The following is a 21,743-nucleotide window of genomic DNA, read 5'->3' on the forward strand; positions in this document are numbered from 1 at the left end:
CCCGTGTGAAAGTAGGTCATCGTCAGGCTTTTATACTGATCAACCCCTCTGCTCTACCGAGTAGAGGGGTTTTTCTTTTTATCTCGCTGCAGCAGCGGTCTGCAGCTCGCTTGTAGAGGTTGTGATGCAGTTGCAGGATATGTTGTATTCGCAGGGTTTTGGTGTACGCCGCGTGTGCTCCGGCTTGGTGCAGCAAGGCTGGGTGCAGTTGTGGGATGCGCAGGCGAATGAATGGCTGTCCGTCACCGACTCGACCGCCGAGGTGGATCCGGATGGCCTGCGCTTCAAGGTTCAGGGTGTGGAGTGGGAATACCATGCACTTGGCTATGTACTGCTGAACAAGCCTGCGGGTACCGAATGCTCGCAAAAGCCATCGGCCTACCCCAGTATCTACAGCCTGCTGCCGGTGCCATTGCGCACCAGGCCCAACAAGAATGCCATTCAGGGTCTGCAGGCGGTGGGTCGGTTGGACCAGGACACCACCGGCATGCTGCTGCTCAGCGATGATGGCCAGTTTATCCATCGCATGAGCTCGCCCAAAAAGCATGTTCCCAAGCGCTACCAGGTGACGGCCAAGCATGCGGTGACCGAGCAGCAGGTCGAGCGTCTGTTGGCAGGCGTGGTGCTGGATGACGACCCCAAGCCCGTGAAGGCTGCTGCCTGCGTGAAGACGGGCGACAATACCTTGGATCTGACCCTGACCGAAGGCAAGTACCACCAGGTCAAACGCATGTTGGCTGCGGTGGGCAACCGTGTGGAAGGGCTGCACCGGGCCCAGATTGGCGGTCTGGTGCTGACGGACGAGCTCAAGCCGGGTCAGTGGCGCTGGCTCACTGCCGAAGAGCTGGCACTGCTCAAGCCCTGACGGTTTTTGACCTTGTGTGGCTTTGGCGCAAGTTCAACGATTATTTACATCGCCAATCGCCCCCAAGCGGTGCTGCCATTTATCGCAGGCAGCTACACTCGCTGCGTTACTAGTAGGAATCGCTTGTGAAGCCCCTCGTTTTTGTCCGTTCTCTGGTCGCGGTGATGGCCCTTGCAGCCACTGCGGTGCATGCTGCCAACCCGATCCTTGTGCTCAATTCCCTCGATGCCAGCATCAGCGTCATCGATCCGGCGACCTGGAAAGAGGTCAAGCGCATTCCCACCGGCAAAGAGCCGCATCACCTGTACCTAACGCCGGACAGCAAGTCAGTGATCGTGGCCAATGCCACCGGCGATTCGCTGACCTTTGTCGATCCCAAGACAGCGGAGGTGCAGCGCGTGATCCAGGGTATTTCCGATCCCTACCACCTGCGTTTTTCGCCGGACATGAAGTGGTTCGTTACCGCCGCCAATCGTCTCAACCATATCGACATCTACCGTTGGGATGGGCAGGAACCCAAGCTGGCCAAGCGCATAGCGACAGGCAAAACCCCGAGCCACCTGTGGATTGACAGCAAGAGCACAACGATCTACTCGACGATGCAGGACAGCGACGAGCTGGTGGCGATCGACATAGCCACACAGACCCTCAAGTGGCGCACCAAGACGGGGCAGATGCCGGCCGATCTGTATGGGAGCCCGGACGATAAATTCGTGTTCATTGCGCTCACCGGCAGTGACGGCGTTCAGGTGTTCGACGTCAGTGGCGCCGAGCCCCGGCTGGTCAATACGATCAAGACCGACAAGGGTGCGCACGCCTTCCGCGCGACCGGCGATGGCCGCCATCTTTTCGTCAGCAACCGGGTGGCCAATACCATCAGCAAGCTCGACATGGTGAGCCAGAAGGTGGTCGACCGCTACCCTGGACCCAGCGGTCCCGATTGCATGGATGTGAGCCCGGACGGCCGCTATATCTACCTCAGTTCGCGCTGGGCAGGCAAGATGAGTGTGATCGACACGGTTGAGCGCAAGGTGGTCAACCAGGTCAAGGTAGGCAAATCGCCGCACGGCATCTGGGTGCTGGACCACGCACCGCGCTAGTGCATCGTTGAGTCAGCCGCAGAGGGAATAGCCACGCTATGCGCAGCACATTTTTCTGGCTTCTGGCCGCCCATTTGGGCAGCGCCGTTGCCTTTGCCCAGCCTGCTGCTTCAGCGCCCGTTGCAGCGGTCGCTGCGGGAGCGCGTTGCAGCAAGCCCGTCTATCTGACCTTGGACACTGGCCACATGGGGGTAGCCAACCAGATCGCCGAGGTTCTGCACAAGACGCAGGTCAAGGTCACCTTCTTTGCGGCCAATGAACGCACCAAGGAGGGCGATGGCAGCCTGGGTGACCACTGGGCGCCCTGGTGGCGTGCGCGCGCCGCAGAAGGCCATGCCTTTGCCTCCCACACCTGGGACCACACCTACTGGCGTGGCGATGTCAAAGTGCCGGCAGGCGCTGCGCCCCGGTTCAAAGTGCAGCCGTCACAAGGCCCGCAGGCCGGGCAACGCTTTGAATGGACGGCCGCGCAGTACTGCGCGCAGATTCAACAATCCGAGGACCGTCTGACCAAGATCACCGGCGTCAAGCCCTTGCCGCTGTTTCGCGCGCCGGGTGGCAAGACCTCACCCAGCCTGATAGCCGCCGCCAAGGGCTGCGGCTATGCGCATGTGGGTTGGTCGCCGGCGGGCTTTCTGGGTGATGAACTGCCCAGCGACCAATACCCCAACCAGCAGCTGCTGAACAAGGCGCTCCGCGACATCCGCCCCGGCGATATCCTGCTGGCCCACCTGGGCATCTGGGACCGCAAGGACCCTTGGGCGCCGGCCGTACTGCAGCCGCTGATCGAAGGTCTGCAGGCCAAGGGATTTTGTTTTGCCACCTTGCGTGAGCATCCGCAATACAAGGATTGGATTCGTCAGCATGGTGGCTGAAAGCGCGCGCGGTAGCGCACACTGGCTGCAGCGCTGGAAGCCCGATTCGCACTAATGGTTTGCCATGGAATTTCTCAGCACGCTTTTTGATAACGCGCAGCAGTGGCTGTTCGAGCAGCTGCTGCAGCCGCTGCTGTTCAACCTGGGCCTTGCCAGCTACCTGGAAGATGGCTACACGGCAGCGGGCTGGTTCTTGGTCGGTTGCCTGCAGATCGTCATCATGGTCCTGGTCATCGCGCCGCTGCAGCGCTGGCGGCCCGTCGAGGCGGTGACCGACCGGCATGCGATCCGTGTGGACATGCTCTACACCTTTATCCATCGCCTGGGTCTGTTCCGTCTGGCCTTGTTCTTCACCATCGATCCGCTGTGGGACATGGTGGTGGGCGCGCTGCGCGTGCGTGGTTTTGAGACCTGGCATCTGGATGCACTCTGGCCTGGTGTCACGGACCTGGGCTGGGTAAGCCTGCTGATCTACCTGGTGGTGTTCGACTTCGTCGCGTACTGGATCCACCGGGGCCAGCACCAGTTTGTCTGGTGGTGGCGGCTGCATGCCTTGCACCATTCCCAGCGGCAGATGACGATGTGGAGCGACAACCGCAACCACCTGCTCGATGACCTGGTGCATGACAGTATTTTGGTGTTCGTCGCCGTCTTGATCGGTGTGGCGCCCAGCCAGTTCGTCGCGATTGTCGCCATCACCCAATTGAGCGAAAGCCTGCAGCACGCCAATCTGCGCCTGTGGTTTGGCCGCCTGGGCGAGCGCCTGTGGATCAGCCCGCGCTTTCACCGCCGCCACCATGCCATCGGCATTGGCCACGAGTCACCCACGTCTTCTGCGGCGCCCAGCCCCGCCGTCCAGGCCGGAGAGGCCGTGCCCCGTACGCGATTGGGGGGCTGTAATTTTGGTGTACTGCTGCCATGGTGGGATATGCTTTTTGGCACCGCCAACTTTGAGCTACGCTATGACCCCACCGGTATCCGTGACCAGGTGCAGCCCAACCGCCACGGGCAGTTGCGCGATTACGGGCGCGGTTTTTGGAGCCAGCAGTGGCGTGGTCTGTTGCGGTTGCTGGGCCGTGCCTGAAGCGAAGTCCATGCCTGCCATCCGCTGCCGCAGAGGGCGATTCCCTGTCCTGCGGTGCCGCTGAAACCTACAAGGAGTTCACCCCATGCCCTCAGCGTCTGCCGGCTCCAGCCTGATGTTTGATGCTTTCTGGCGCGCTGCCGCCTATTGCTTCCGTCCGCGTGTGATGCTGCTGTCCATTTTGCCGCTGGTGGTGATGTTGGTGGCTCTGGGGGGCTGGAGCTATTTCTTCTGGTCGGGCGCGGTCGCAACCATGCAGCACTGGGTGGAGACCATTGGCTGGCTGCGCACGGTGTTCAGCTGGTTTGGCAGCAGCGGCACCGAGGGTTTTGCAGCGGGCATCGCGCCCTTTGTGGTGCTGATCCTGATCACGCCCGTGGCAGCGGTGGTTGCGCTGCTGGTGATTGCACTGCTGATGACGCCCGCGCTGGTCAATATGGTGACCGAGCAGCGCTTCCCTCTTTTGGAGAAGAAAAAAGGCATGGGCCTGGTGACCAGTGTGCTCTGGGCCCTGAGCACCTCGGCAGTGGCCGTCGTGGCCTTTGTCGTGACGATGCCGCTGTGGCTGATCCCCCCTTTGGTGCTGATTGTGCCTCCCGTCATCTGGGGCTGGCTCACCTACCGCGTGATGAGTGTGGATGCGCTGGCTGACCATGCCAGCAAGGCCGAACGCGACACCCTTCTGCAGCGCCACCGCTGGCCGCTGCTGCTGATGGGCATCATCTCCGGCTATATCGGCATCGCGCCCAGCATCGTCTGGGCCTCGGGCATGGTCTTCACGATTGGCTTTGTGGTGCTGATTCCGATCGCCGTATGGATCTATGCGATCACCTTTGCGTTTTCCTCGCTGTGGTTCATCCATTTCTGCCTGGCTGCGCTGCAGCAGCTGCGGATTGCCAATGGAGATCCCGGCGCACAGCTGCCGGTGACGGAGCCCGCGCTGCGCGGCAAAACCGATGGTGTGCGAGTGCCAGACTCCGGAGATGCGATTTAGGGGTCTGGGCGGGGCAGGGCGCGGAGATCGGCAGGCTCACAGCCTATATTCCTGCAGGCAGTGCACCAATGCAGTGCGCTAATACCCATTTTGGTGCGCTAACGCTTCTCAAGTTACGCCACCCCTGCTTTGCACCATTTTGGTGCCGTTGCCGCATCCTACCCCTCGCGCTGCACGGATCTGGGCCGCCGGCTGCAAAATCCTCAGCGCCCCTCTGGGGGTAGGCCAAAAGCGCGGTACAGTCTGGCTTTGGGCACAGTACGGATGCAGGGGCATTCGCCAAGCCCGCTTTTTCCGGTCGGCATGGGCATGTCACAAAACTGGCACGTAAACTGCTTTAGTCTTGGCACAGCCCTTTTTATTCACGATTTTCTTTGGAGCATTAGATGGCCAAGAGCGTTGCAGATGTGATGAGCATGTTGGACGAGAACGAGGTCAAGTTCGTTGATCTGCGTTTCACCGACACCCGTGGCAAGGAACAGCACGTCACGGTGCCTATCTCGCACTTTGACGAAGACAAGTTCACCTCGGGCCACGCGTTTGATGGCTCCTCCATCGCTGGCTGGAAGGGTATTGAAGCCTCCGACATGCTGCTGATGCCCGATCCCAACACGGCCAACATCGACCCGTTCTTTGACGAAACCACGATGTTCCTGCAGTGCGACGTGATCGAGCCCGGTGACGGCAAGGCCTATGACCGCGATCCACGTTCGGTGGCCAAGCGCGCTGAAGCCTACCTGAAGGCATCGGGCCTGGGCGATACCGCCTATTTCGGTCCAGAGCCAGAATTCTTCATCTTCGACGGCGTGCGTTGGAGCACCGAACCCAACAACCCGTTCTTCGACATCGAAGAATACGAAGCACCCTGGAACAGCGGCGCCAAGTTCGACAATGGCAACCGTGGTCACCGTCCACGCGTCAAGGGTGGCTACTTCCCCGTGCCTCCCGTGGACAGCACCCAGGACATGCGCGCTGAAATGTCCCTGCTGCTCGAGTCGCTGGGCATCCCCGTCGAAGTGTTCCACCACGAAGTGGCCGGCGCTGGCCAGAACGAACTGGGCACCCGCTTCTCCACGCTGGTGGAGCGTGCAGACTGGACCCAGGTGCAGAAGTACGTGATCTGGAACGTGGCGGACACCTACGGCAAGACCGCAACCTTCATGCCCAAGCCCTATTCGGGCGACAACGGCTCGGGCATGCACGTGCACCAGTCCGTGTGGAAAGACGGCAAGAACCTGTTCGCCGGTGACGGCTATGCCGGTCTGTCCGATTTCGCGCTGTACTACATCGGCGGCATCATCAAGCACGCCCGTGCACTGAACGCCATCACCAACCCTGGCACCAACAGCTACAAGCGCCTGGTTCCTGGTTTCGAGGCGCCTGTGAAGCTGGCTTACTCGGCCAAAAACCGCTCGGCATCGATCCGTATTCCTTACGTGAGCAACCCCAAGGGCCGCCGCGTGGAAGCACGTTTCCCCGATCCACTGATGAACCCCTACCTGGGCTTCGCAGCGTTGCTGATGGCCGGTCTGGATGGCGTGGAAAACAAGATCCATCCAGGCGAAGCTGCCACCAAGGACCTGTACCATCTGCCTCCGGAAGAAGACAAGCTGGTCCCCACCGTGTGCCACAGTCTGGACCAGGCCCTGGAAGCACTGGATGCCGACCGCGCCTTCCTGACCAAGGGCGGTGTGTTCAGCGACAGCATGCTGGATGCCTACATTGAGCTGAAGATGGGCGAAGTGACCCGCTTCCGCCAAGCGGTGCACCCTGTCGAATACGATATGTACTACTCGCTGTAAAGCCGTTCCCGCCAGGCTTTTTGGCCTGGTCAGTCTGGACAAAGCGACCTGTCAACCTTCCAAGGTGGCAGGTCGTTTTTTTATCGGGTGCCCACCGCGCTGGCATTGGCGGCTTGCGGCGAATCTGTAACAGCAGGAACTGTTCGGCGTGATCGACCTCCTTTGTAGCTACACTGCGGGTTGCAGAGGGGTCATCGTGCAAAGCCGCTCAGGATCGTCTGCAAAACCCTCGCCCAATGGGATGGACGCGGACCGGGATGAGACGCAAGGCGTCTTTTGCAGTCAATAGCCAGCTATTGACAAGGAAGACAACGCAGCGGATCGCCCGAGTCCGCGTTCAGACCATGGCAGGGAGTTTTGCAGAGGCTCCTTGAGGGCTCTCACGGAAATGGCAAGGCGGGGCGAACGGGCGAAACGGGGTTATGCATACAAAGTTGTTGTTTTTGATGGTGGCAGTGGCATGTGCGCAAGGCGCGGTGGCGCAGGATCGCATTTACCGCTGTGGCAATGAATACACCAACGATGTGGCCAAGGCACGGCAAAAAGGCTGTGCCGTGGTGGAAGGCGCCAACGTCACCGTCGTGCAAGGCACACGCCCGCACACGCCCGCTGCCAGCCCGGCACCCGCACCAAATGCCCCGGCCGCTGCGCCACGCCCGGCGCGTGCACCCGCTGCCGCCACACCCGCGCCACGCTCTACCACGGCCGAGGGCCGCGCCCGCGATTCCGACGCCCGCCTCATCCTGGAGACCGAGCTGAAAAAAGCCCAGGACAAGAAGACCGCGTTGGCGCGCGAGTACAACAATGGCGAGCCTGAGAAAAACGCCTTGGAGATGCGCAACCCCGCCTTCTACACCAAGCGCGTGGAAGATCTGAAACAGGAAATCGCGCGCAACGACAGCGATATCGCTGGCATTCAGCGCGAGCTCCAGCGCTTGCCGGCCCCATAATCAGGGCTTCTACCTTTCTGGGCACACCCCATGTCTGACCTCCGTGCCATCGATCGTGAATGGCAGGCGCTGGAACATATCGCCACCCTGGTCGCCGTGATTCGTCTCGACGGCGCCGCTGAACGGGTCAATGCAGCCCTGGAGAACGCGCTGGGCGTCTCGCGCAAAAGCATCCTGGGGCATTACTTCGGCGGTTTTTTTCAGGATGACGAACTGGTCCACAAGGCCCTGGTCGATGCGCGGGCGCAGCGCTTCTCGTCGCTGCGCTTCGAGGCGCAGTTGCGGCGCAGCTTGCAGGACTCCTTTCCGGTGCATGCCAACCTCTCGTGGTGGGAAGAGGAGGAGAGCATTCTGGTGGAGCTGTGGCCGCTGGAGCAGCAGGTGCGCCAGGACCGCGAGGAGCGCGTGCGCGAGCAGGCGTTGGCCAACAAGGAGCTGATACGCAACCTCGCCCATGAGATAAAGAACCCGCTAGGTGGCATACGCGGTGCTGCCCAGCTGCTGGAGCTGGAGCTGCCCGATGCCCAGCTCAAGGAATACACCGACGTCATCATCCATGAGGCCGACCGCCTGCAGGCGCTGGTCGACCGTTTGCTTGCGCCACACCGCCATCCGCACACGGTCGGCGATGTCAACATCCACGAGGTCTGCGAGCGCGTCTGCCAGTTGGTGTTGCTGGAGTACCCGCAAGGCCTGCGCATTGAGCGTGATTACGACACCTCGCTGCCCGAAATCCGGGGTGATCGGGAGCAGTTGATTCAGGCATTGCTGAACATTGTGCAGAATGCAGCACAGGTGCTGGTGCCGCAGATGGCGCAGGACAATGCACGCATCACCTTGCGTACACGCATTGCCCGGCAGTTGACCCTGGGCCGCAAGCGGCACAAGTTGGCACTGGAATTGCATGTCATTGACAACGGTCCTGGCATCGAGCCGGACATCAAGGAGCGGATCTTCTACCCCTTGGTGACCGGACGTGATGGCGGCACGGGCCTGGGTTTGCCTTTGGCGCAGACCTTTGTGCAGCGGCACGAAGGCCTTATTGAATGCGAGAGCGAGCCTGGGCGCACGGATTTCCGCATCATGCTGCCGTTGACAGACTAGGGTGCAGATCGCATCCCTTGCTGCAGGACCACGGTATGTAGAACTGTAAGGGTAGGGTGATAGCGACAATGAAACCAATCTGGATAGTGGATGATGACCCGTCGATCCGATTCGTACTGGAAAAGGCACTCGCCCGCGAGCAGCTGCCCACGCGCAGCTTTGTGCATCCCAAGGAAGTACTGGAAGCTTTTGAAAGCGTGAGCGACCAGGCACTGGCCCCGTCGGTGTTGGTCAGCGACATCCGCATGCCAGGCGGCAATGGCCTGCAACTGCTGGAACAAGTGCATGAGGACCACCCGCAGCTGCCGGTCATCATCATGACCGCCTACTCGGATCTGGACAGCGCCGTCTCGGCCTTCCAGCGCGGCGCATTTGAATACCTGCCCAAGCCCTTTGACCTGCCCAAGGCGGTGGAGCTGATCAAGCGTGCCGTGCAGCAAAGCGAGAGCCAGGCGCCTGAGCTGTCGCAGTCCGCCGGCAATGGTGAAATGCTGGGCCAGGCCCCGGCGATGCAGGATGTGTTTCGTGCCATCGGCCGGCTGTCGCAAAGCAATGTCACGGTCATGGTGACCGGCGAATCGGGCTCGGGCAAGGAGCTGGTCGCACGCGCGCTGCACAAGCATTCGCCGGTGGCGGGCGGCCCGTTTGTGGCCATCAACACGGCCGCCATCCCCAAGGATTTGCTCGAGAGCGAGCTGTTTGGCCATGAGCGTGGGGCCTTCACTGGCGCCCAGACCCAGCGCCGAGGCCGCTTTGAGCAGGCCGAGGGCGGCACCCTGTTCCTTGATGAAATCGGTGACATGCCGTTTGACCTGCAGACCCGCCTGCTGCGCGTGCTGTCTGATGGGCATTTCTACCGCGTGGGGGGCCATGTGCCCGTCAAGTCCCACGTGCGCGTGATTGCCGCGACCCACCAGAATCTGGAGGACCGGGTGCACAAGGGCGTGTTCCGCGAAGACTTGTTCCACCGCCTCAATGTCATCCGCTTGCGCCTGCCGCCTCTGCGTGAGCGCAAGGAGGACATTCCAATGCTGGCGCGCCACTTTCTGGCGGCCAGCGCCAAGCAACTGGGGGTAGAGCCCAAGCAGCTGTCCGAAGCTGCACTGACCCAGCTGGCCCAGTTCGCCTTTCCGGGCAATGTGCGGCAGCTGGAGAACATCTGCCACTGGATCACCGTGATGGCGCCCGCACAGTGGGTCTCCGCACAGGATCTGCCGCCGGAAGTGCTGCAGGCCACACCGGCGGCGGCGCTGGCCCCTGCGGGCATGCCTGGCCTGGCACCTGCGGTGCAGGCCCCCGCGCAGGAATACAGCTACCGGCCCGCCGCCGTTGAGCCGCCTGCCCAGCCCGCAGCCCTGTCCATGCCCGTCCACGGCAGCGCGAGCGGTGCCATCCACGGCGCAGCTGCGGCCGGTGATTGGGAGGGCGATCTGGCGCGCGAGGCCGATGCGCTGCTGCAGTCCGGCAGCACCGAGGTCTGGGATGTGCTCAGCCGCCGCTTCGAATCGCAGCTGATCAAAAGCGCGCTGGCTGCAACCCATGGCCGGCGCATGGAGGCAGCCCAGCGTCTGGGCATTGGCCGCAACACCATCACCCGCAAGATCCAGGAGCTGGGGCTGTCGGCCAGTGACGATTGAGGCAGGGCACCTGGGACCCCCCGTTAAACCGCCGCCTCCCCAGGCGGCGGTTTGGCTTACAGACACCTGCCATGGCTGCGGTTTGAACCGTGCCACAATGGGTGATTCCCTGTCTGCCCGGTAGTGCTCTCCATGCAAAAGATGACTTCGGTGTTTTCGGCCCAGGCGTACCGCAATTCGCCTGAACGCATTGGCCGCCAGCGCTCGGCGCTGTTCAATACCTTGCGGCTGGCAGCGTCCACCGCCAGTGGCATGGCCCATCTGGCGGGCGATGCACTGCACGGCGCAATGGCCGGTGGCCTGCCACCCAAGGCCAAGGCCTTGTGGGGCAATCCGGCGCGGGAAGACAGCTACTGGCGCAGCCACTACCAGAGCATGGATTTTTATGTGGCGGGTCAGCCCTTCGAGGCCTACCGCCCGGCGCTGGCACTGGGCTGGTATGCAGCACAGCGCAACCCTTCAGGCTTTGACGCGTTGGTCAACCAGCTCGAAGTGCAGTGGCAGCACGTGCGCGGCAGCAACCCCATGGATTGGCCCGAGGCGAGCGCCATCGCCCGCGCCGCCTATGAGCATGCGATCAGCGGTCTGGAGGGCGAGCAGTTGTCTGGCGCGGAGGTGCAGCATGCGGTACGCGTGCTGCAGCAAGGCCTGGCTGATTGTGAGGAGTGTCTGGTAGCAGGCAGCGAGCAAGCGCGAGCCATTGCGTTGCGCAGCCACTTGTATGCGCTGGCCGAGCACTTCCGTGCGATGGACTGGCAGCTGCAGGATGTGCAGTTGCAACTGGCCGAGCCCAGCCCGCTGGTGGAGCGGCCCGGGCTCAGCGCGGCAGGCCGTATGCACCGCCGCTGGACCGAATTCAAGCAGCGGGCCAACCTTCACAGCGACCGTGACCTGATCGCCGAATGCAATCTGTGCCTGGTGCTGGTGGCCGAGCGCTACCAGCGCGTGCTGGAATCGGCCTTGCCACTGGAAGTGCGTCCGCTGCTGCAAGCGCAGGCGCAGCAGCTGCGCCGCTATACCGATGAGCTGCAGCACATGCAGGACGCACGCGCCCGCTAGCAAGGTTGTCTCTGGATAGGCTCGTACAAAGCGTCAATCCAGAGTGGAGAAGGTCGGCAACGCACCCGCCTGCGGCCCACTGAAAGTGGCTGGGTAACCGCGCAAAATTCCCGTGAATTGGGAAAAAAACTCCATGTAGGCGCCCACTTTCTCGGGTTGGGCGCGCTCAGCCGCAAAAACTTGCGGCTACAATCGGGCCCGCAGAACCTGCAATCCTGCCGTCCAAGGCAGCCTCATCGCTCTTTCCTTGTGCAGCGGATTTACCACCTTCACCCGGCAGCCAGCCTGCCCGGGCTGGTTATGGCGCACTCCCTCCAGCATGGCCCCCGTGCTGGTGTGCCCCACAAGAGGCCCGCAGCGCCCTGGACAGCACCATAAATCACACACATCAAAGGTATTGGTTATGGCTCTCACGGGCAAAAAGGGCTCTTCGTCCGCGCTGTGGATTTTGGCGGCGATGCTGGCTGGCATTGCGCTGGGCTACGCAGTCAACGCAAGCGCCGGTGATGCAGCCGCCGCCAAGGATATTGCTGGCTACATCTCCATCGTCTCCGATGTGTTCCTGCGGCTGATCAAGATGCTGATCGGGCCGCTGGTGTTCTCGACCCTGGTCGTGGGCATTGCGCACATGGGCGATGCCGCATCGGTGGGCCGGGTGTTTTTCAAGGCGATGATGTGGTTCCTCACCGCATCCTTGGTGTCGCTGCTGTTGGGCATGGTGCTGGCCAATGTGCTGCAGCCCGGCGCCAACCTCGGCCTGCCGCTGCCGGACGTGAGCGCGGCCACCAACCTCGCCACCGGCAAGTTCACGTTGCGCGAGTTCATCAACCACACGGTGCCCAAATCGTTTGCCGAAGCCATGGCAAACAACGAGATTCTGCAGATTGTCGTGTTCTCGATGTTCTTCGGCGTGGCCATGGCTGCGCTGGGCGACAAGGCCAAGACCTTGCTGGCCGCCATCGATGAGCTCTCGCATGTGATGCTCAAGATCACCGGCTATGTGATGAAGCTCGCGCCACTGGCAGTGCTGTCGGCCATGGCTTCGACCGTGGCCATCAATGGCCTGGGCATTCTGCTGAAGTTCGCCGTGTTCATGGGTGAGTTCTACCTGGGCCTGTTCATCCTGTGGTCGCTGCTGGTGCTGGCAGGTATGGCCTTCCTGGGCAAGCGCGTGTTCAAGCTGCTGACCTTGATCAAGGAAGCCTTCATGGTCTCCTTTGCCACCGCCAGCTCCGAGGCCGCCTATCCCAAGATCCTCGACGCGCTCGACCGCTTTGGCGTCAAGCGCAAGATCTCGAGCTTTGTCATGCCCATGGGCTACTCCTTCAACCTCGATGGCTCGATGATGTACTGCACCTTTGCGACCTTGTTCATCGCACAGGCTTATGGCATCGAGCTGTCCTTGGGCACGCAGATCACCATGCTGCTGGTGCTGATGCTCACCTCCAAAGGCATTGCCGGCGTGCCGCGCGCCTCGCTGGTGGTGATTGCTGCCACCTTGAGCCACTTCAACATCCCTGAAGCCGGCCTGCTGCTGATCCTGGGCATCGACACCTTCCTGGACATGGGCCGCTCTGCGACCAATGCCGTCGGCAACTCGCTGGCCTCTGCCGTGGTTGCGAAGTGGGAGGGCGAACTGCTGTCTGAAGAAGACGCCGAAGCGCTGAGCCGCAAGCTCGATGCCGAGGCTGCGCTGGCGATGCATGCGCTGCCGGAGACCGACAGCAAGGCTTGATCTGGATGCTGCGCTCAGCGTAGGACAAACACAAAAAAACGGGCTGCGGCCCGTTTTTTGCATGGGTTGAAGACCGGATCAGCCCAAGGTCACCACCACCGGTGCATGGTCGCTGGGCTGCTTGTTCTTGCGCGGTGCGCGGTCGATCGTGCAGGCGCTCACCGAGCCCTTGAGTGCTTCGCTCACCAGGATATGGTCAATGCGCAGGCCCCGGTTCTTCTGAAAGCCCAGCATGCGGTAGTCCCACCAGCTGTAGCTTTTCTCGGGCTGCTCGAACAGGCGGTAGGCGTCGGTCAGACCCAGCGCCAACAGTCCCTGGAAGGCATCGCGCTCTTCCTTGGTGTGGTGGATGGTATCGCGCAGACCATCGGGGTCATAGCTGTCGCGGTCTTCCGGCGCGACGTTGAAGTCGCCCACCAGCACCAGGCGCGGGTGCAAGGCCATCTCGGCCTTCACATAGGCTTCCAGTCCTGTGAGCCAACGCAGCTTGTAGGCAAACTTGTCCGAGCCCGGCTCCTGGCCGTTGACGAAATAGCAGTTGATCACGCGGATATCACCAGCCGGGCTGGCCACCGTGCCGGCAATGATGCGCGACTGCTCATCGGCAAACTGCGGGTTGGCGCGCACCACATCCTTGAGCTCGCCCCGGCTGAGCAGGGCCACGCCGTTATAGGTCTTCTGGCCAAACGCCACCGCCTGGTAGCCAGCCTCCGCCAAAGCCTCATGCGGAAATTTGTCGTCGGTGAGCTTGAGTTCCTGCAGGCCCAGCACATCGACGGGGTTGGCGGCCAGCCATTCCAGCACCTGCGGCAGACGGACGGAGAGGGAGTTGATGTTCCAGGTGGCTATGCGCATAACAATATCTTTCTATTAATCAATGATGTGCAGGAGCGTTGGGGGTGCAGAAAGCTTTGGCTACCATCCCCGCTACTGGTCCTTTGCACCATCGGTATTCTCGATAGGCTCCATTTTGCTGCATGCTGGCGGTCGGATGCTTCTCGATGGGGGCTGCGGCGGATTCGCTGGCTCTTTCGCCGATTTTGAGCAGTTGCAGCATTGCCAGGGTCATTTGGTTGCAGACGGCGAGCAGTCTGGAAGTTTCTTCAGGCTCGGTATCACGGATACATGCACACCTAGAAAAACATAGGCAGATCCGGATGTTTTGCTGGAGACCCGGTTGAGGGGATAGGCCTTGACCCAAATAATCTCGTGCCGCCCTGGGGTGGGTTGATAGCCCTCAATGCCCAATTTCAGAACCTCCCAGTCACTCAGGCAGACCTTGCTAGTGTTCCTCTCCCATCGGACCTGCCGAGCATTGAGGCATTGCTGTGTAGAGCCGGGCCCGCAGGGCACGGTGTCCATGGCGATCTCAAGTTCGATTTGCTTGCCTGGTCCGCCATATCGGGTCTCTGGTGTCGGAGTGGGCTTGAACTCCCAGCGGCTGCCGTCAGCCAAGTACAACGTCAGGCGTTCCGGTTCGGTGGCGGATGTTGCTTTCAGCGTATATCTGTGAGTTTGTGGAATACCCATGCCTACAAGGTTTTGCCGTTGGGTGAGCTCTTCATTGCAACCAATGAGAGTTGCTGCGGTCGGGGTAAAAGCGATCGTCTCGGTCCCACTAACTTTGAATTTCCAGTTCAAACTGTTGCAAGCATTTTCTGCAAATGCATGTCCATTTGGGCTGAAAGTTAAGCGCACGGGCGGCAAATCCTTCGAGAACCAAAAAGGCTGTGCAGCGCCTGATTTGTCAAAAGCAGCATCCATGTCCCAGAAATAGCCCGCAAGTACTGCAGTTTGAGATTGGGCTGCTGCAGATGGTTTGGGGCGCAGATCGCGGCTCTCAGCTGGGGGAAGTCCAAGAAAAACCAAACAAGAGATCAGTAGATGCAAGTGCCTCATTGTCATTTCATTCCTATCTCATTGATTTGGGGCGCGCTCAGTCTCTCAGATCTGGCAATACCCTAGGCCGGTGGCCAGCTCGCTTTTTCCTGTTCAGCTTGTCGTTGCCAATCGTTGATAGGAAGAAGCTTTTGATATGACGTGCTGCGACCTCACCCCAAACGCAGCAACGCCGCCGAGGCCGCGCACACTAGCAAAAACGGAATGCTGATGCGATGAAACTCCCACAAACCATTGGGCAGCCGGGCCAGGCGCAGCGCGATCAGGTTGGCCAGCGAGCCCAGCACGCAGCCAAAGCCGCCGACGCTGACGCCAGCGGCCAGGGCGGGCAGGTCGCGTACGGTGCCGTCCAGCAAGATGGTGGCTGGCACATTGCTGATGACTTGTGAGGCCACAATGGCGGCCAGGTAGGCGCGCCAGCCCTCGGCAATCGGCCACTGCAGCAGCAGCGTTTGCATGGCGGGCAAGTCTGCCACCTGGCGCAGCACCACAAACATCAGCGCAATGGTGGCCAGCAAGGCCCAGTCCACGCCGCGCAGCACCCGCGGTGCTGCCAGTGCAAACACGCCAAACACCAGGCCCAGGCCGGCTAAGGTCCAGTGGCGCTCCAGCGCAATGACAAAGGCCACAAACAGCAACACCGCCATGGTCAGCAAACGGGGCTGCACAGCGGTGGGTGCTGCCGCTGGCTTGAGCGTGATGGCCGTGCGTGGCACCAGCCACCACACTGCCACAAAGACCCAGGCCAGCATGATGGCCACGGTCGGGCCCATCATCGCCATAAAGCCCAGAAAGCTCTCGCCCGAGCGGTGCCAGAGGTAGAGGTTTTGCGGGTTGCCGATGGGGGTGAGGGCAGAGCCGGCATTCACCGCCAATGCCTGCAGCACCACCAGCCGCGCCAATGGCAAATGGGCCTGGGCCGCCAGCACCGCCGTCAGCGGCACCAGCAGGAAAAGGCTGACATCGTTGGTCACCAAGGCCGAGAGCAGGGCAGCCGTTGCGGTGAGCAGCAGCGCCAGGCCGCGCAAGGTCGATACCCGTGTCAGCAGCCGCTGCGCGGTGGCTTGCAGCATGCCGCTGCGCTCGACGGCCTGGGTGATCGCCAACAGGCCCGCCAACGCACCAATGGTTTGCCAATCGACCAGCGCCATGGTCGCCTGCGGGCTGCGCGGCTGCCAGGCGGCGAAACCTATCGCCAGGGCCAACAAAATCCAGAGCAGCATATTGCCGCTGGGGGCGTCTTGCGGCGAGTCAGAAGAGGGAGAGGAGGTCGTCATAGCGGTCGCCGAGGAAAAACACTCCGGCACGGCGGAGAAGTGGATGGATTGTGCTGCAAGTCGGTGCTGCCTGCGCGCCTCAACGCGGCTGGATGGCAAATTCAGGAGCCCATTCACTACAATGGCGGCCACTGCCATGAACAAGCCCCTGTCTCCCTCGCTTATCAGCACCGCCACCCCAGCCGCCAACAGCGCACAGCTGCGCCGTTCGGTGCGCGGTTTTACCTCGCAGCCGGTGGCCGATGCGTTGCTGCGCGATTGCCTGCAGGAAGCGCGGCGCGCGCCCAGTGGCGCCAATTTGCAGCCTGGCTACTTCTGGCAGGTGTGCGGCGCGCGGCGCGAACAGCTCACCAGCCGTCTGCAGCAGGCCTATGAGGCGGGCGCCCAAGAGGCGGAGGATTACGGTTATTTCCCCAACCCTCTGCCGCTGTCGCTGCGCAAGCGCCAGGTCGCAGCCGCCCAGGCTTTGTATGGTGCGCTGGGCGTGGAGCGGGGCGATGCAGCGGGGCGGGGCGCGCAGTTCGGGCGCAACTTTCGCTTTTTTGATGCACCGGTGGCCCTCATCATCACCATCGACAGCGGCTTTGGGCCGGGCGGCTATATGGATCTGGGCATGGCCATCTACGGCCTGATGCTGGCGGCCCAGTCACGCGGCTTGGCGACCTGTGCCATTGGGGCCATGGCCTCGTACCCTGGCCTGATCCGCGATGCGCTGGCGCTGCCCGCCACGCAAACCGTGGTCTGCGGCATGGCACTGGGCTACGAGGATACCGCTGCCGCAGTGAACCAGACCTTGACGGCCCGTGCCGAGCTCGACGCGTACTTCCAACGGCTGGACTGAGGCCGAGCGTCTGGCTAGCGCTCATGCCATTGCCAGCGCGGCAGCTCGCTCGCCGGGATATTGGCGATATGGGTCTCGCCCAGATTCTTTTCCAAATGGATGGCCTGGTAGTCCAGCTCGGCGGCGGCGTCTTCCAGCGCGGCCAGCAGGCGGTTGGCGTGTGTGACGACGATCACCTGGGTCTGGCGCGCAGCCACGGCGACCAGGCGGCCCAGCGCTGGTAGCAGATCGGGGTGCAGGCTGGTTTCCGGCTCGTTGAGCACCAGCATCTGCGGCGGGCGCGGCGTGAGCAGCGCGGCAATCCATAGCAGATAGCGCAAGGTGCCGTCCGACAGTTCATTGGTGTGCAGCGGCCGCAGCAGACCGGGCTGGTGCATCAGCAGCGCCAGGCGGCTGCCGTCCTGGTGCACGGAGATCTTGGCGCCGGCAAAGGCATCGTCCACTGCCGCCATCAACGCCTCATGGTCGCCAATGGCGGTGATGGTCTCCCATGCGGCGGCCAGGTCCGCGCCATCGTTGCTGAGCACCGGCGTGTAGGTGCCCAGCTGCGGCTGGCGGGCAGGGGCATCCACATCGCTGCGGAAATGGTCGTAAAAACGCCAGGAGCGCAGTTGCTCGCGCACCGTCAGCATCTCCGGCGCGGCAACCGGATCGACAAACTCGGTCAGCATGCTGGCCCAGCGCGGGATAGGGCGCTCCACCGGCAACCAGCTCGCTGCACTGCGGCCACCTCCGCGCAACCGCAGTTGTGCGGCCTGGCGTTCCACCAAGGTGGCGCTCGGGCGCCACAGCGGCCCAGCCCAGAGCGCTTCGTGCTTGATCTCCGGGTCATGTGCAAAGGCTTTGAGAATCGTCGATGGCGTGGGCATGCCAATATCGATCGCGTAGCCGAAGCCGTCTTCATCCGACGCGAAACCCAACTGCAGCTGCACCGGTTTGCGCCGCACCGTGCCTTGCACCGGTACGTCGCCACGGCGCATGCGTGCGGTGATTTCTTCCGGCCCGGCCCACAGTGTCGACGCCAGCCCGCCCTCGCGCACCAGCGAGCGCACCACGCCGCCATGGGCGATATCGGCCAGCAGGCGCAGGGCCTTGTAGACGCTGCTTTTGCCGCTGCCATTGGGCCCGGTGATGACGGTAATCTGCCCCAGGGGCACCAGCAGTTGGCGCAAGGAGCGGTAGTTGGCAATGGCTAAGGTGCTGAGCATCCGGTCAATATAGCAGCGGCGCCTGGCGCACCAGGGCCGCGCTGCCCAGGCCACCGGCACCGGCGGCGGCAGCAAGCCCGAGGGCGGCAGATGTGCCCGCCGTTGCCTGCAAATCAGCCAATACGCGGACCAACGCGACAGCGGCCGATGCCCCAATCGGGTGGCCGCGTGCAATGCCGCCGCCATGGCGGTTCAGGAGGCCGGCATCCGCATCCTGGTCTTGCAGCAGCGCCTGCCATTGCAGGCCTTGTACCGCAAAGGCGTCATGCAACTCGATGGCAGCCAGCTGCGGCCAGGGCACTCCCTGGCGCTGCAGCAAGGCCTGCGCAGCGTCAAAAGCCAGCACCAAGGGCATCGCAGGGGAGCCGCCCTGCGACCGGTGGCCCAGCCATTGCGCGCTGGGCTGCACGCGCCAGCGGCGGCAGGCCGCTTCGCTGACCAGCAGCACCAGCGCCGCTGCGTCAGCCTTGGGGGAGATGGCGACCGTGCTGACGGCATGCGCGCAGCGTGCCCCATCGGCCATGCCGGCATCGGTTTGCGCCACTACCGGCATGCGGTCCAGCTGGCGCTGGCTCAAGGCGCGCGGAAAGGGGTCTTGCACGACACCCGCCACGGGAATGATCTCTTGCGCCATCACCGCAGCGCTGGCCAGCGCGCGTGCATGGCTGGCAGCCGCATAACTGTCTTGAACGGCGCGGCCGTACCCGGCGCTGCCCGCATAGCGGGCGGCTGCCAGCAGCAGATCCGGGTCGTCATGCGGCGGCGGGGCAAACGGCGGGCGCTCATAAGGCACGGCGCTGTCACCGGTATGCAAGGGGCGGGTCGCGCGGATGGGGGCACGGCTCCAGGCCTCCGCGCCGCCGGCCACCACCACCTCGGCCTGGCCGCTGGCGACCAGGCTGGCGCCCAGCGCGATGGCGTCGAGCCCGGCGCAGCATTGCGTATCGACCGAGTAGGCAGCGCAGTGCAGCGGCAGCTGGGCCGCCAGCGCCAGCATGCGTGCCGGGTTGCCACCAGCACCCAAGGCGTTGCCCAGCACGACGGCATCCACAGCATCTGCCGTCAGCCCGGCGCGTTGCAGCAGTCCTTGCAGCACCGGCGCGGCAATCTCATGCATATGCAGATGCTTGAACGCGCCGCCCACCGGCACCACGGCGCTGCGCGCATGGCTGGCGATAAAGACGGGTGGGGTGGGCATGGTGGCGCGCGCGATCAAGCGGTTTTGTCCGCACTGGGCAGTGCTGCTGCCAGCCATTGTGCGAGCCTGGGGTGGTCCGTCTTTCCGCTGGCCGTCTGGGGCCAGGGCGCGGCGCTGAACCAGCGGCGTGGGCACTTGTGCGCTTCCAGCCGGCTGCGGCACCAATCTGCCAGCTCGCGGGCCAGCGCGGCATCGGCCAGCGGCTGCAAGCCTGCGGTCAGCAGCGCGGCAGGGGCAGCGTCTGCCCCATCACGCAATTGCAGCGCCACCCAAACCTGCTTGCCGCGCAGCGCATCGTCGACGCCATGCACCGATGCCGCAGCCACGCGCGGGTGCTCGCAGAGCACCGCCTCCACCTCTTCGGGGAACAGGTTCTTTCCCTGGGTGACGATCATGCGCTTCTCGCGCCCCACCAGGGTCAGCATGCCTTGCGCATCGAGGCTGCCCATGTCGCGTACGCTGAGCCATTCGCCATCGCGCAGTGCAGCCGTCGCATCCGCCTGCGCGCCCACATAGTCGGTAAACAGCATGGGGCTGCGCAGCCAGATGGTGCCCACCTCGCCGTGGGGCAGCGGCTGCAGCCTGGCATCGCGGATCTGCAACTGCACATTGCTGAAGGGCCGGCCCACCACTTGCGATGCGGTGGCCGCGTGGGCGTCCATCCAGGCGATAAAGCTCGCCTCGGAGGCGCCATAAAACTCCACAATCCGGGCGTTCGGGAACAGCGCCTGCAGCGCCGGCGTGTGCTGGCGCATCCAGCGCGCACCGCTGATCATCAGCAGCGCCAGCGAGGTGATCGGCGCCAGCGCGCGGCGCTCGGCCAGCTGCAGCATCACAAGCAACTGGCTGGGCACGGCGACGAGGCAGGGCGTCGCCTGCTGGCGCAACGTGGCCAGGCACTGGCTGGCAGAAAAGCGCGGTTGCAGCTGCGTGCCGCCACCCGTCCAGATGCCTTGCAGCGCACCAAACAAAAACAGCGAATGCGACAGGCTGCCTGGCGCCATCACGCAGCCGTTCGCGGCCTGGCCAAAGCTGTCCACGCAGACGCGAAAGCTCTCGCTCCAGGACTGGTGGTGGCGCCTGAAGCCCTTGGGCAGGCCCGTGCTGCCCGAGGTAAAGCCAATGTAGAACGGCTGCAGCGCGGCATCGCGATGGTCGTCACTGCGCGGCGCGGCGGCCAGCGCATCGATCCATTGCTGCGCCTGCGCTTGCTGTGCGGGTGACCATGCCCTGTCGCCCAGCGCCGCGCAGCGGCCGCTGGCATTGGTGGCCAAAAAATCGGTGATCAGCGCTGCCGGCGGCTGGCTGGCATCCAGCAAGCGGGTGTGGGGGGCATTCTGGGCCTCCAGGGCCTGGGCGTGTTGCTGCACGGCGGCATGCAGATCGGCAAAGCCAATGCGTTGCTGGCCGTCATCGATGGCTATAGCATCGGGCCGCTGCTGCGCCCAGTGGGCCAGCGGGCCATGCACCAGGCGTTGCCAGCCGGCCAGCGGGGCCGATGGCGCTTGCGAGCCGCTCACAGGCGGCGTCCGCCAAAGCGCCAGTCGGGCAGGCCGCGCGCTACCGTGTGCACCATCAGTGCCACCAGCACGCACTTGACCAGATCCCCCGGCACAAACACCAGGGTGCCTACCGCCGCCTGCACAAAGCTCAGCTTGGCCAGCAGCATCAGGCCCAGCACCCCGAACACATGGACGACCACGATTCCGCCCAGCACCGAGGCCACAAAGGCACAAGTGGCCAGCCGCATGGGCGATGACGGGCCGGTGCCGGCCAAGCTGCGCATAACCAGCCCGGCAACTGCAGCGGCCAGCGGGTAGGAGAGGAGATAGCCTGCAGAAGGCAGGAAAAACACGCCCATGCCGCCCCGGCCGCCCGACAGCAACGGCAAGCCCAGCGCGACCGCCGCGAGAAACAGCAAAAGGGCCTGGAAGCCCATCGCGGCTCCCAGCATGCAGCCAGCCAGCATCACGCCCATCGTCTGCGCGGTAATCGGCACGCCCAACGGCAGATCGATTTTGGGAATCAGGCCAAAAGCGGCCATCAGCGCGGCAAACAGCGCCACCAGGGCTATGCGCTGAGCGCGAGTTTCGGGGCGGTGCTCGGAGGTCATAG

Annotated in this window: 19 protein-coding genes; 12 read left to right on the plus strand and 7 right to left on the minus strand. The window is 63.1% G+C overall.

What is annotated here, in order from left to right; genetic code table 11:
- The first annotated feature begins 124 nt into the window (after window positions 1–124).
- The 11 genes from ACCQ08_RS13245 to ACCQ08_RS13295 all read left to right on the plus strand — a co-directional run bounded on the left by ACCQ08_RS13245 (window position 125) and on the right by ACCQ08_RS13295 (window position 13,205).
- Entirely contained in the window at window positions 125–865 is a 741-nt protein-coding gene (locus tag ACCQ08_RS13245; RefSeq protein WP_313334546.1) for a 16S rRNA pseudouridine(516) synthase, read from the plus strand.
- A 164-nt stretch (window positions 866–1,029) separates the two neighbouring features.
- A complete protein-coding gene (locus ACCQ08_RS13250; protein WP_239812717.1) occupies window positions 1,030–1,965 on the plus strand; it encodes a YncE family protein in 936 nt (311 codons plus the stop codon).
- 38 nt (window positions 1,966–2,003) lie between these two features.
- Window positions 2,004–2,840, plus strand: a complete 837-nt coding sequence (locus ACCQ08_RS13255; RefSeq protein ID WP_373450046.1) for a polysaccharide deacetylase family protein — start codon at window positions 2,004–2,006, stop codon at window positions 2,838–2,840.
- A gap of 64 nt (window positions 2,841–2,904) precedes the next feature.
- Window positions 2,905–3,924, plus strand: coding sequence for a sterol desaturase family protein (locus ACCQ08_RS13260; protein WP_312409380.1), 1,020 nt, complete (start codon window positions 2,905–2,907; stop codon window positions 3,922–3,924).
- Window positions 3,925–4,009: 85 nt separating this feature from the next.
- Window positions 4,010–4,918 carry an EI24 domain-containing protein gene (locus ACCQ08_RS13265; RefSeq protein ID WP_373450047.1) on the plus strand — a complete coding sequence of 303 codons (909 nt, stop codon included), beginning with the start codon at window positions 4,010–4,012 and terminating at the stop codon, window positions 4,916–4,918.
- A gap of 386 nt (window positions 4,919–5,304) precedes the next feature.
- Window positions 5,305–6,720, plus strand: coding sequence for a type I glutamate--ammonia ligase (glnA, locus tag ACCQ08_RS13270; protein ID WP_116927832.1), 1,416 nt, complete (start codon window positions 5,305–5,307; stop codon window positions 6,718–6,720).
- Window positions 6,721–7,142: 422 nt separating this feature from the next.
- On the plus strand, window positions 7,143–7,670 hold the full coding sequence (locus ACCQ08_RS13275; protein ID WP_239812387.1) for a hypothetical protein: 528 nt from the start codon (window positions 7,143–7,145) through the stop codon (window positions 7,668–7,670).
- 30 nt (window positions 7,671–7,700) lie between these two features.
- Window positions 7,701–8,774 carry a nitrogen regulation protein NR(II) gene (glnL, locus tag ACCQ08_RS13280; protein WP_312409377.1) on the plus strand — a complete coding sequence of 358 codons (1,074 nt, stop codon included), beginning with the start codon at window positions 7,701–7,703 and terminating at the stop codon, window positions 8,772–8,774.
- A 68-nt stretch (window positions 8,775–8,842) separates the two neighbouring features.
- Window positions 8,843–10,411, plus strand: a complete 1,569-nt coding sequence (ntrC, locus tag ACCQ08_RS13285) for a nitrogen regulation protein NR(I) (RefSeq protein ID WP_373450048.1) — start codon at window positions 8,843–8,845, stop codon at window positions 10,409–10,411.
- A gap of 132 nt (window positions 10,412–10,543) precedes the next feature.
- Window positions 10,544–11,470, plus strand: coding sequence for a hypothetical protein (locus ACCQ08_RS13290; protein ID WP_239812385.1), 927 nt, complete (start codon window positions 10,544–10,546; stop codon window positions 11,468–11,470).
- Between the two features lie 403 nt (window positions 11,471–11,873).
- On the plus strand, window positions 11,874–13,205 hold the full coding sequence (locus ACCQ08_RS13295) for a dicarboxylate/amino acid:cation symporter (protein WP_239812384.1): 1,332 nt from the start codon (window positions 11,874–11,876) through the stop codon (window positions 13,203–13,205).
- A gap of 78 nt (window positions 13,206–13,283) precedes the next feature.
- On the opposite strand, the gene xth is transcribed toward ACCQ08_RS13295, so the two are convergent.
- From xth to ACCQ08_RS13310, 3 genes are all read right to left on the minus strand, one after another.
- A complete protein-coding gene (xth, locus tag ACCQ08_RS13300) occupies window positions 13,284–14,060 on the minus strand; it encodes an exodeoxyribonuclease III (protein ID WP_373450049.1) in 777 nt (258 codons plus the stop codon).
- 210 nt (window positions 14,061–14,270) lie between these two features.
- On the minus strand, window positions 14,271–15,095 hold the full coding sequence (locus ACCQ08_RS13305; protein WP_373450050.1) for an META domain-containing protein: 825 nt from the start codon (window positions 15,093–15,095) through the stop codon (window positions 14,271–14,273).
- A gap of 161 nt (window positions 15,096–15,256) precedes the next feature.
- Window positions 15,257–16,381: an SLC13 family permease gene (locus ACCQ08_RS13310; protein WP_373450051.1), complete on the minus strand. Its 1,125-nt coding sequence runs from the start codon at window positions 16,379–16,381 to the stop codon at window positions 15,257–15,259.
- A 136-nt stretch (window positions 16,382–16,517) separates the two neighbouring features.
- Here ACCQ08_RS13310 and ACCQ08_RS13315 point away from each other — a divergent pair, with 136 nt between their 5' ends.
- The gene (locus ACCQ08_RS13315; RefSeq protein WP_373450052.1) at window positions 16,518–17,222 is read left to right on the plus strand and encodes a nitroreductase; all 705 of its coding nucleotides are present in this window, start codon (window positions 16,518–16,520) and stop codon (window positions 17,220–17,222) included.
- Window positions 17,223–17,236: 14 nt separating this feature from the next.
- On the opposite strand, the gene ACCQ08_RS13320 is transcribed toward ACCQ08_RS13315, so the two are convergent.
- Genes ACCQ08_RS13320 through ACCQ08_RS13335 form a run of 4 tightly spaced genes read right to left on the minus strand, consistent with a single transcriptional unit; the run spans window position 17,237 to window position 21,741 of the window.
- On the minus strand, window positions 17,237–18,430 hold the full coding sequence (locus ACCQ08_RS13320) for an AAA family ATPase (RefSeq protein ID WP_373450053.1): 1,194 nt from the start codon (window positions 18,428–18,430) through the stop codon (window positions 17,237–17,239).
- 4 nt (window positions 18,431–18,434) lie between these two features.
- Window positions 18,435–19,628 carry a beta-ketoacyl synthase N-terminal-like domain-containing protein gene (locus ACCQ08_RS13325; protein WP_373450054.1) on the minus strand — a complete coding sequence of 398 codons (1,194 nt, stop codon included), beginning with the start codon at window positions 19,626–19,628 and terminating at the stop codon, window positions 18,435–18,437.
- A 14-nt stretch (window positions 19,629–19,642) separates the two neighbouring features.
- Entirely contained in the window at window positions 19,643–21,148 is a 1,506-nt protein-coding gene (locus ACCQ08_RS13330) for an AMP-binding protein (protein ID WP_373450055.1), read from the minus strand.
- Window positions 21,145–21,741: a biotin transporter BioY gene (locus ACCQ08_RS13335; protein ID WP_312530213.1), complete on the minus strand. Its 597-nt coding sequence runs from the start codon at window positions 21,739–21,741 to the stop codon at window positions 21,145–21,147. Before ACCQ08_RS13335 ends, ACCQ08_RS13330 begins: the two co-directional genes overlap by 4 nt.
- Window positions 21,742–21,743 lie beyond the last annotated feature (2 nt).

Source organism: Comamonas sp. SY3, from assembly GCF_041730275.1.
In the GTDB taxonomy this organism is placed as follows: domain Bacteria; phylum Pseudomonadota; class Gammaproteobacteria; order Burkholderiales; family Burkholderiaceae_C; genus Comamonas; species Comamonas sediminis.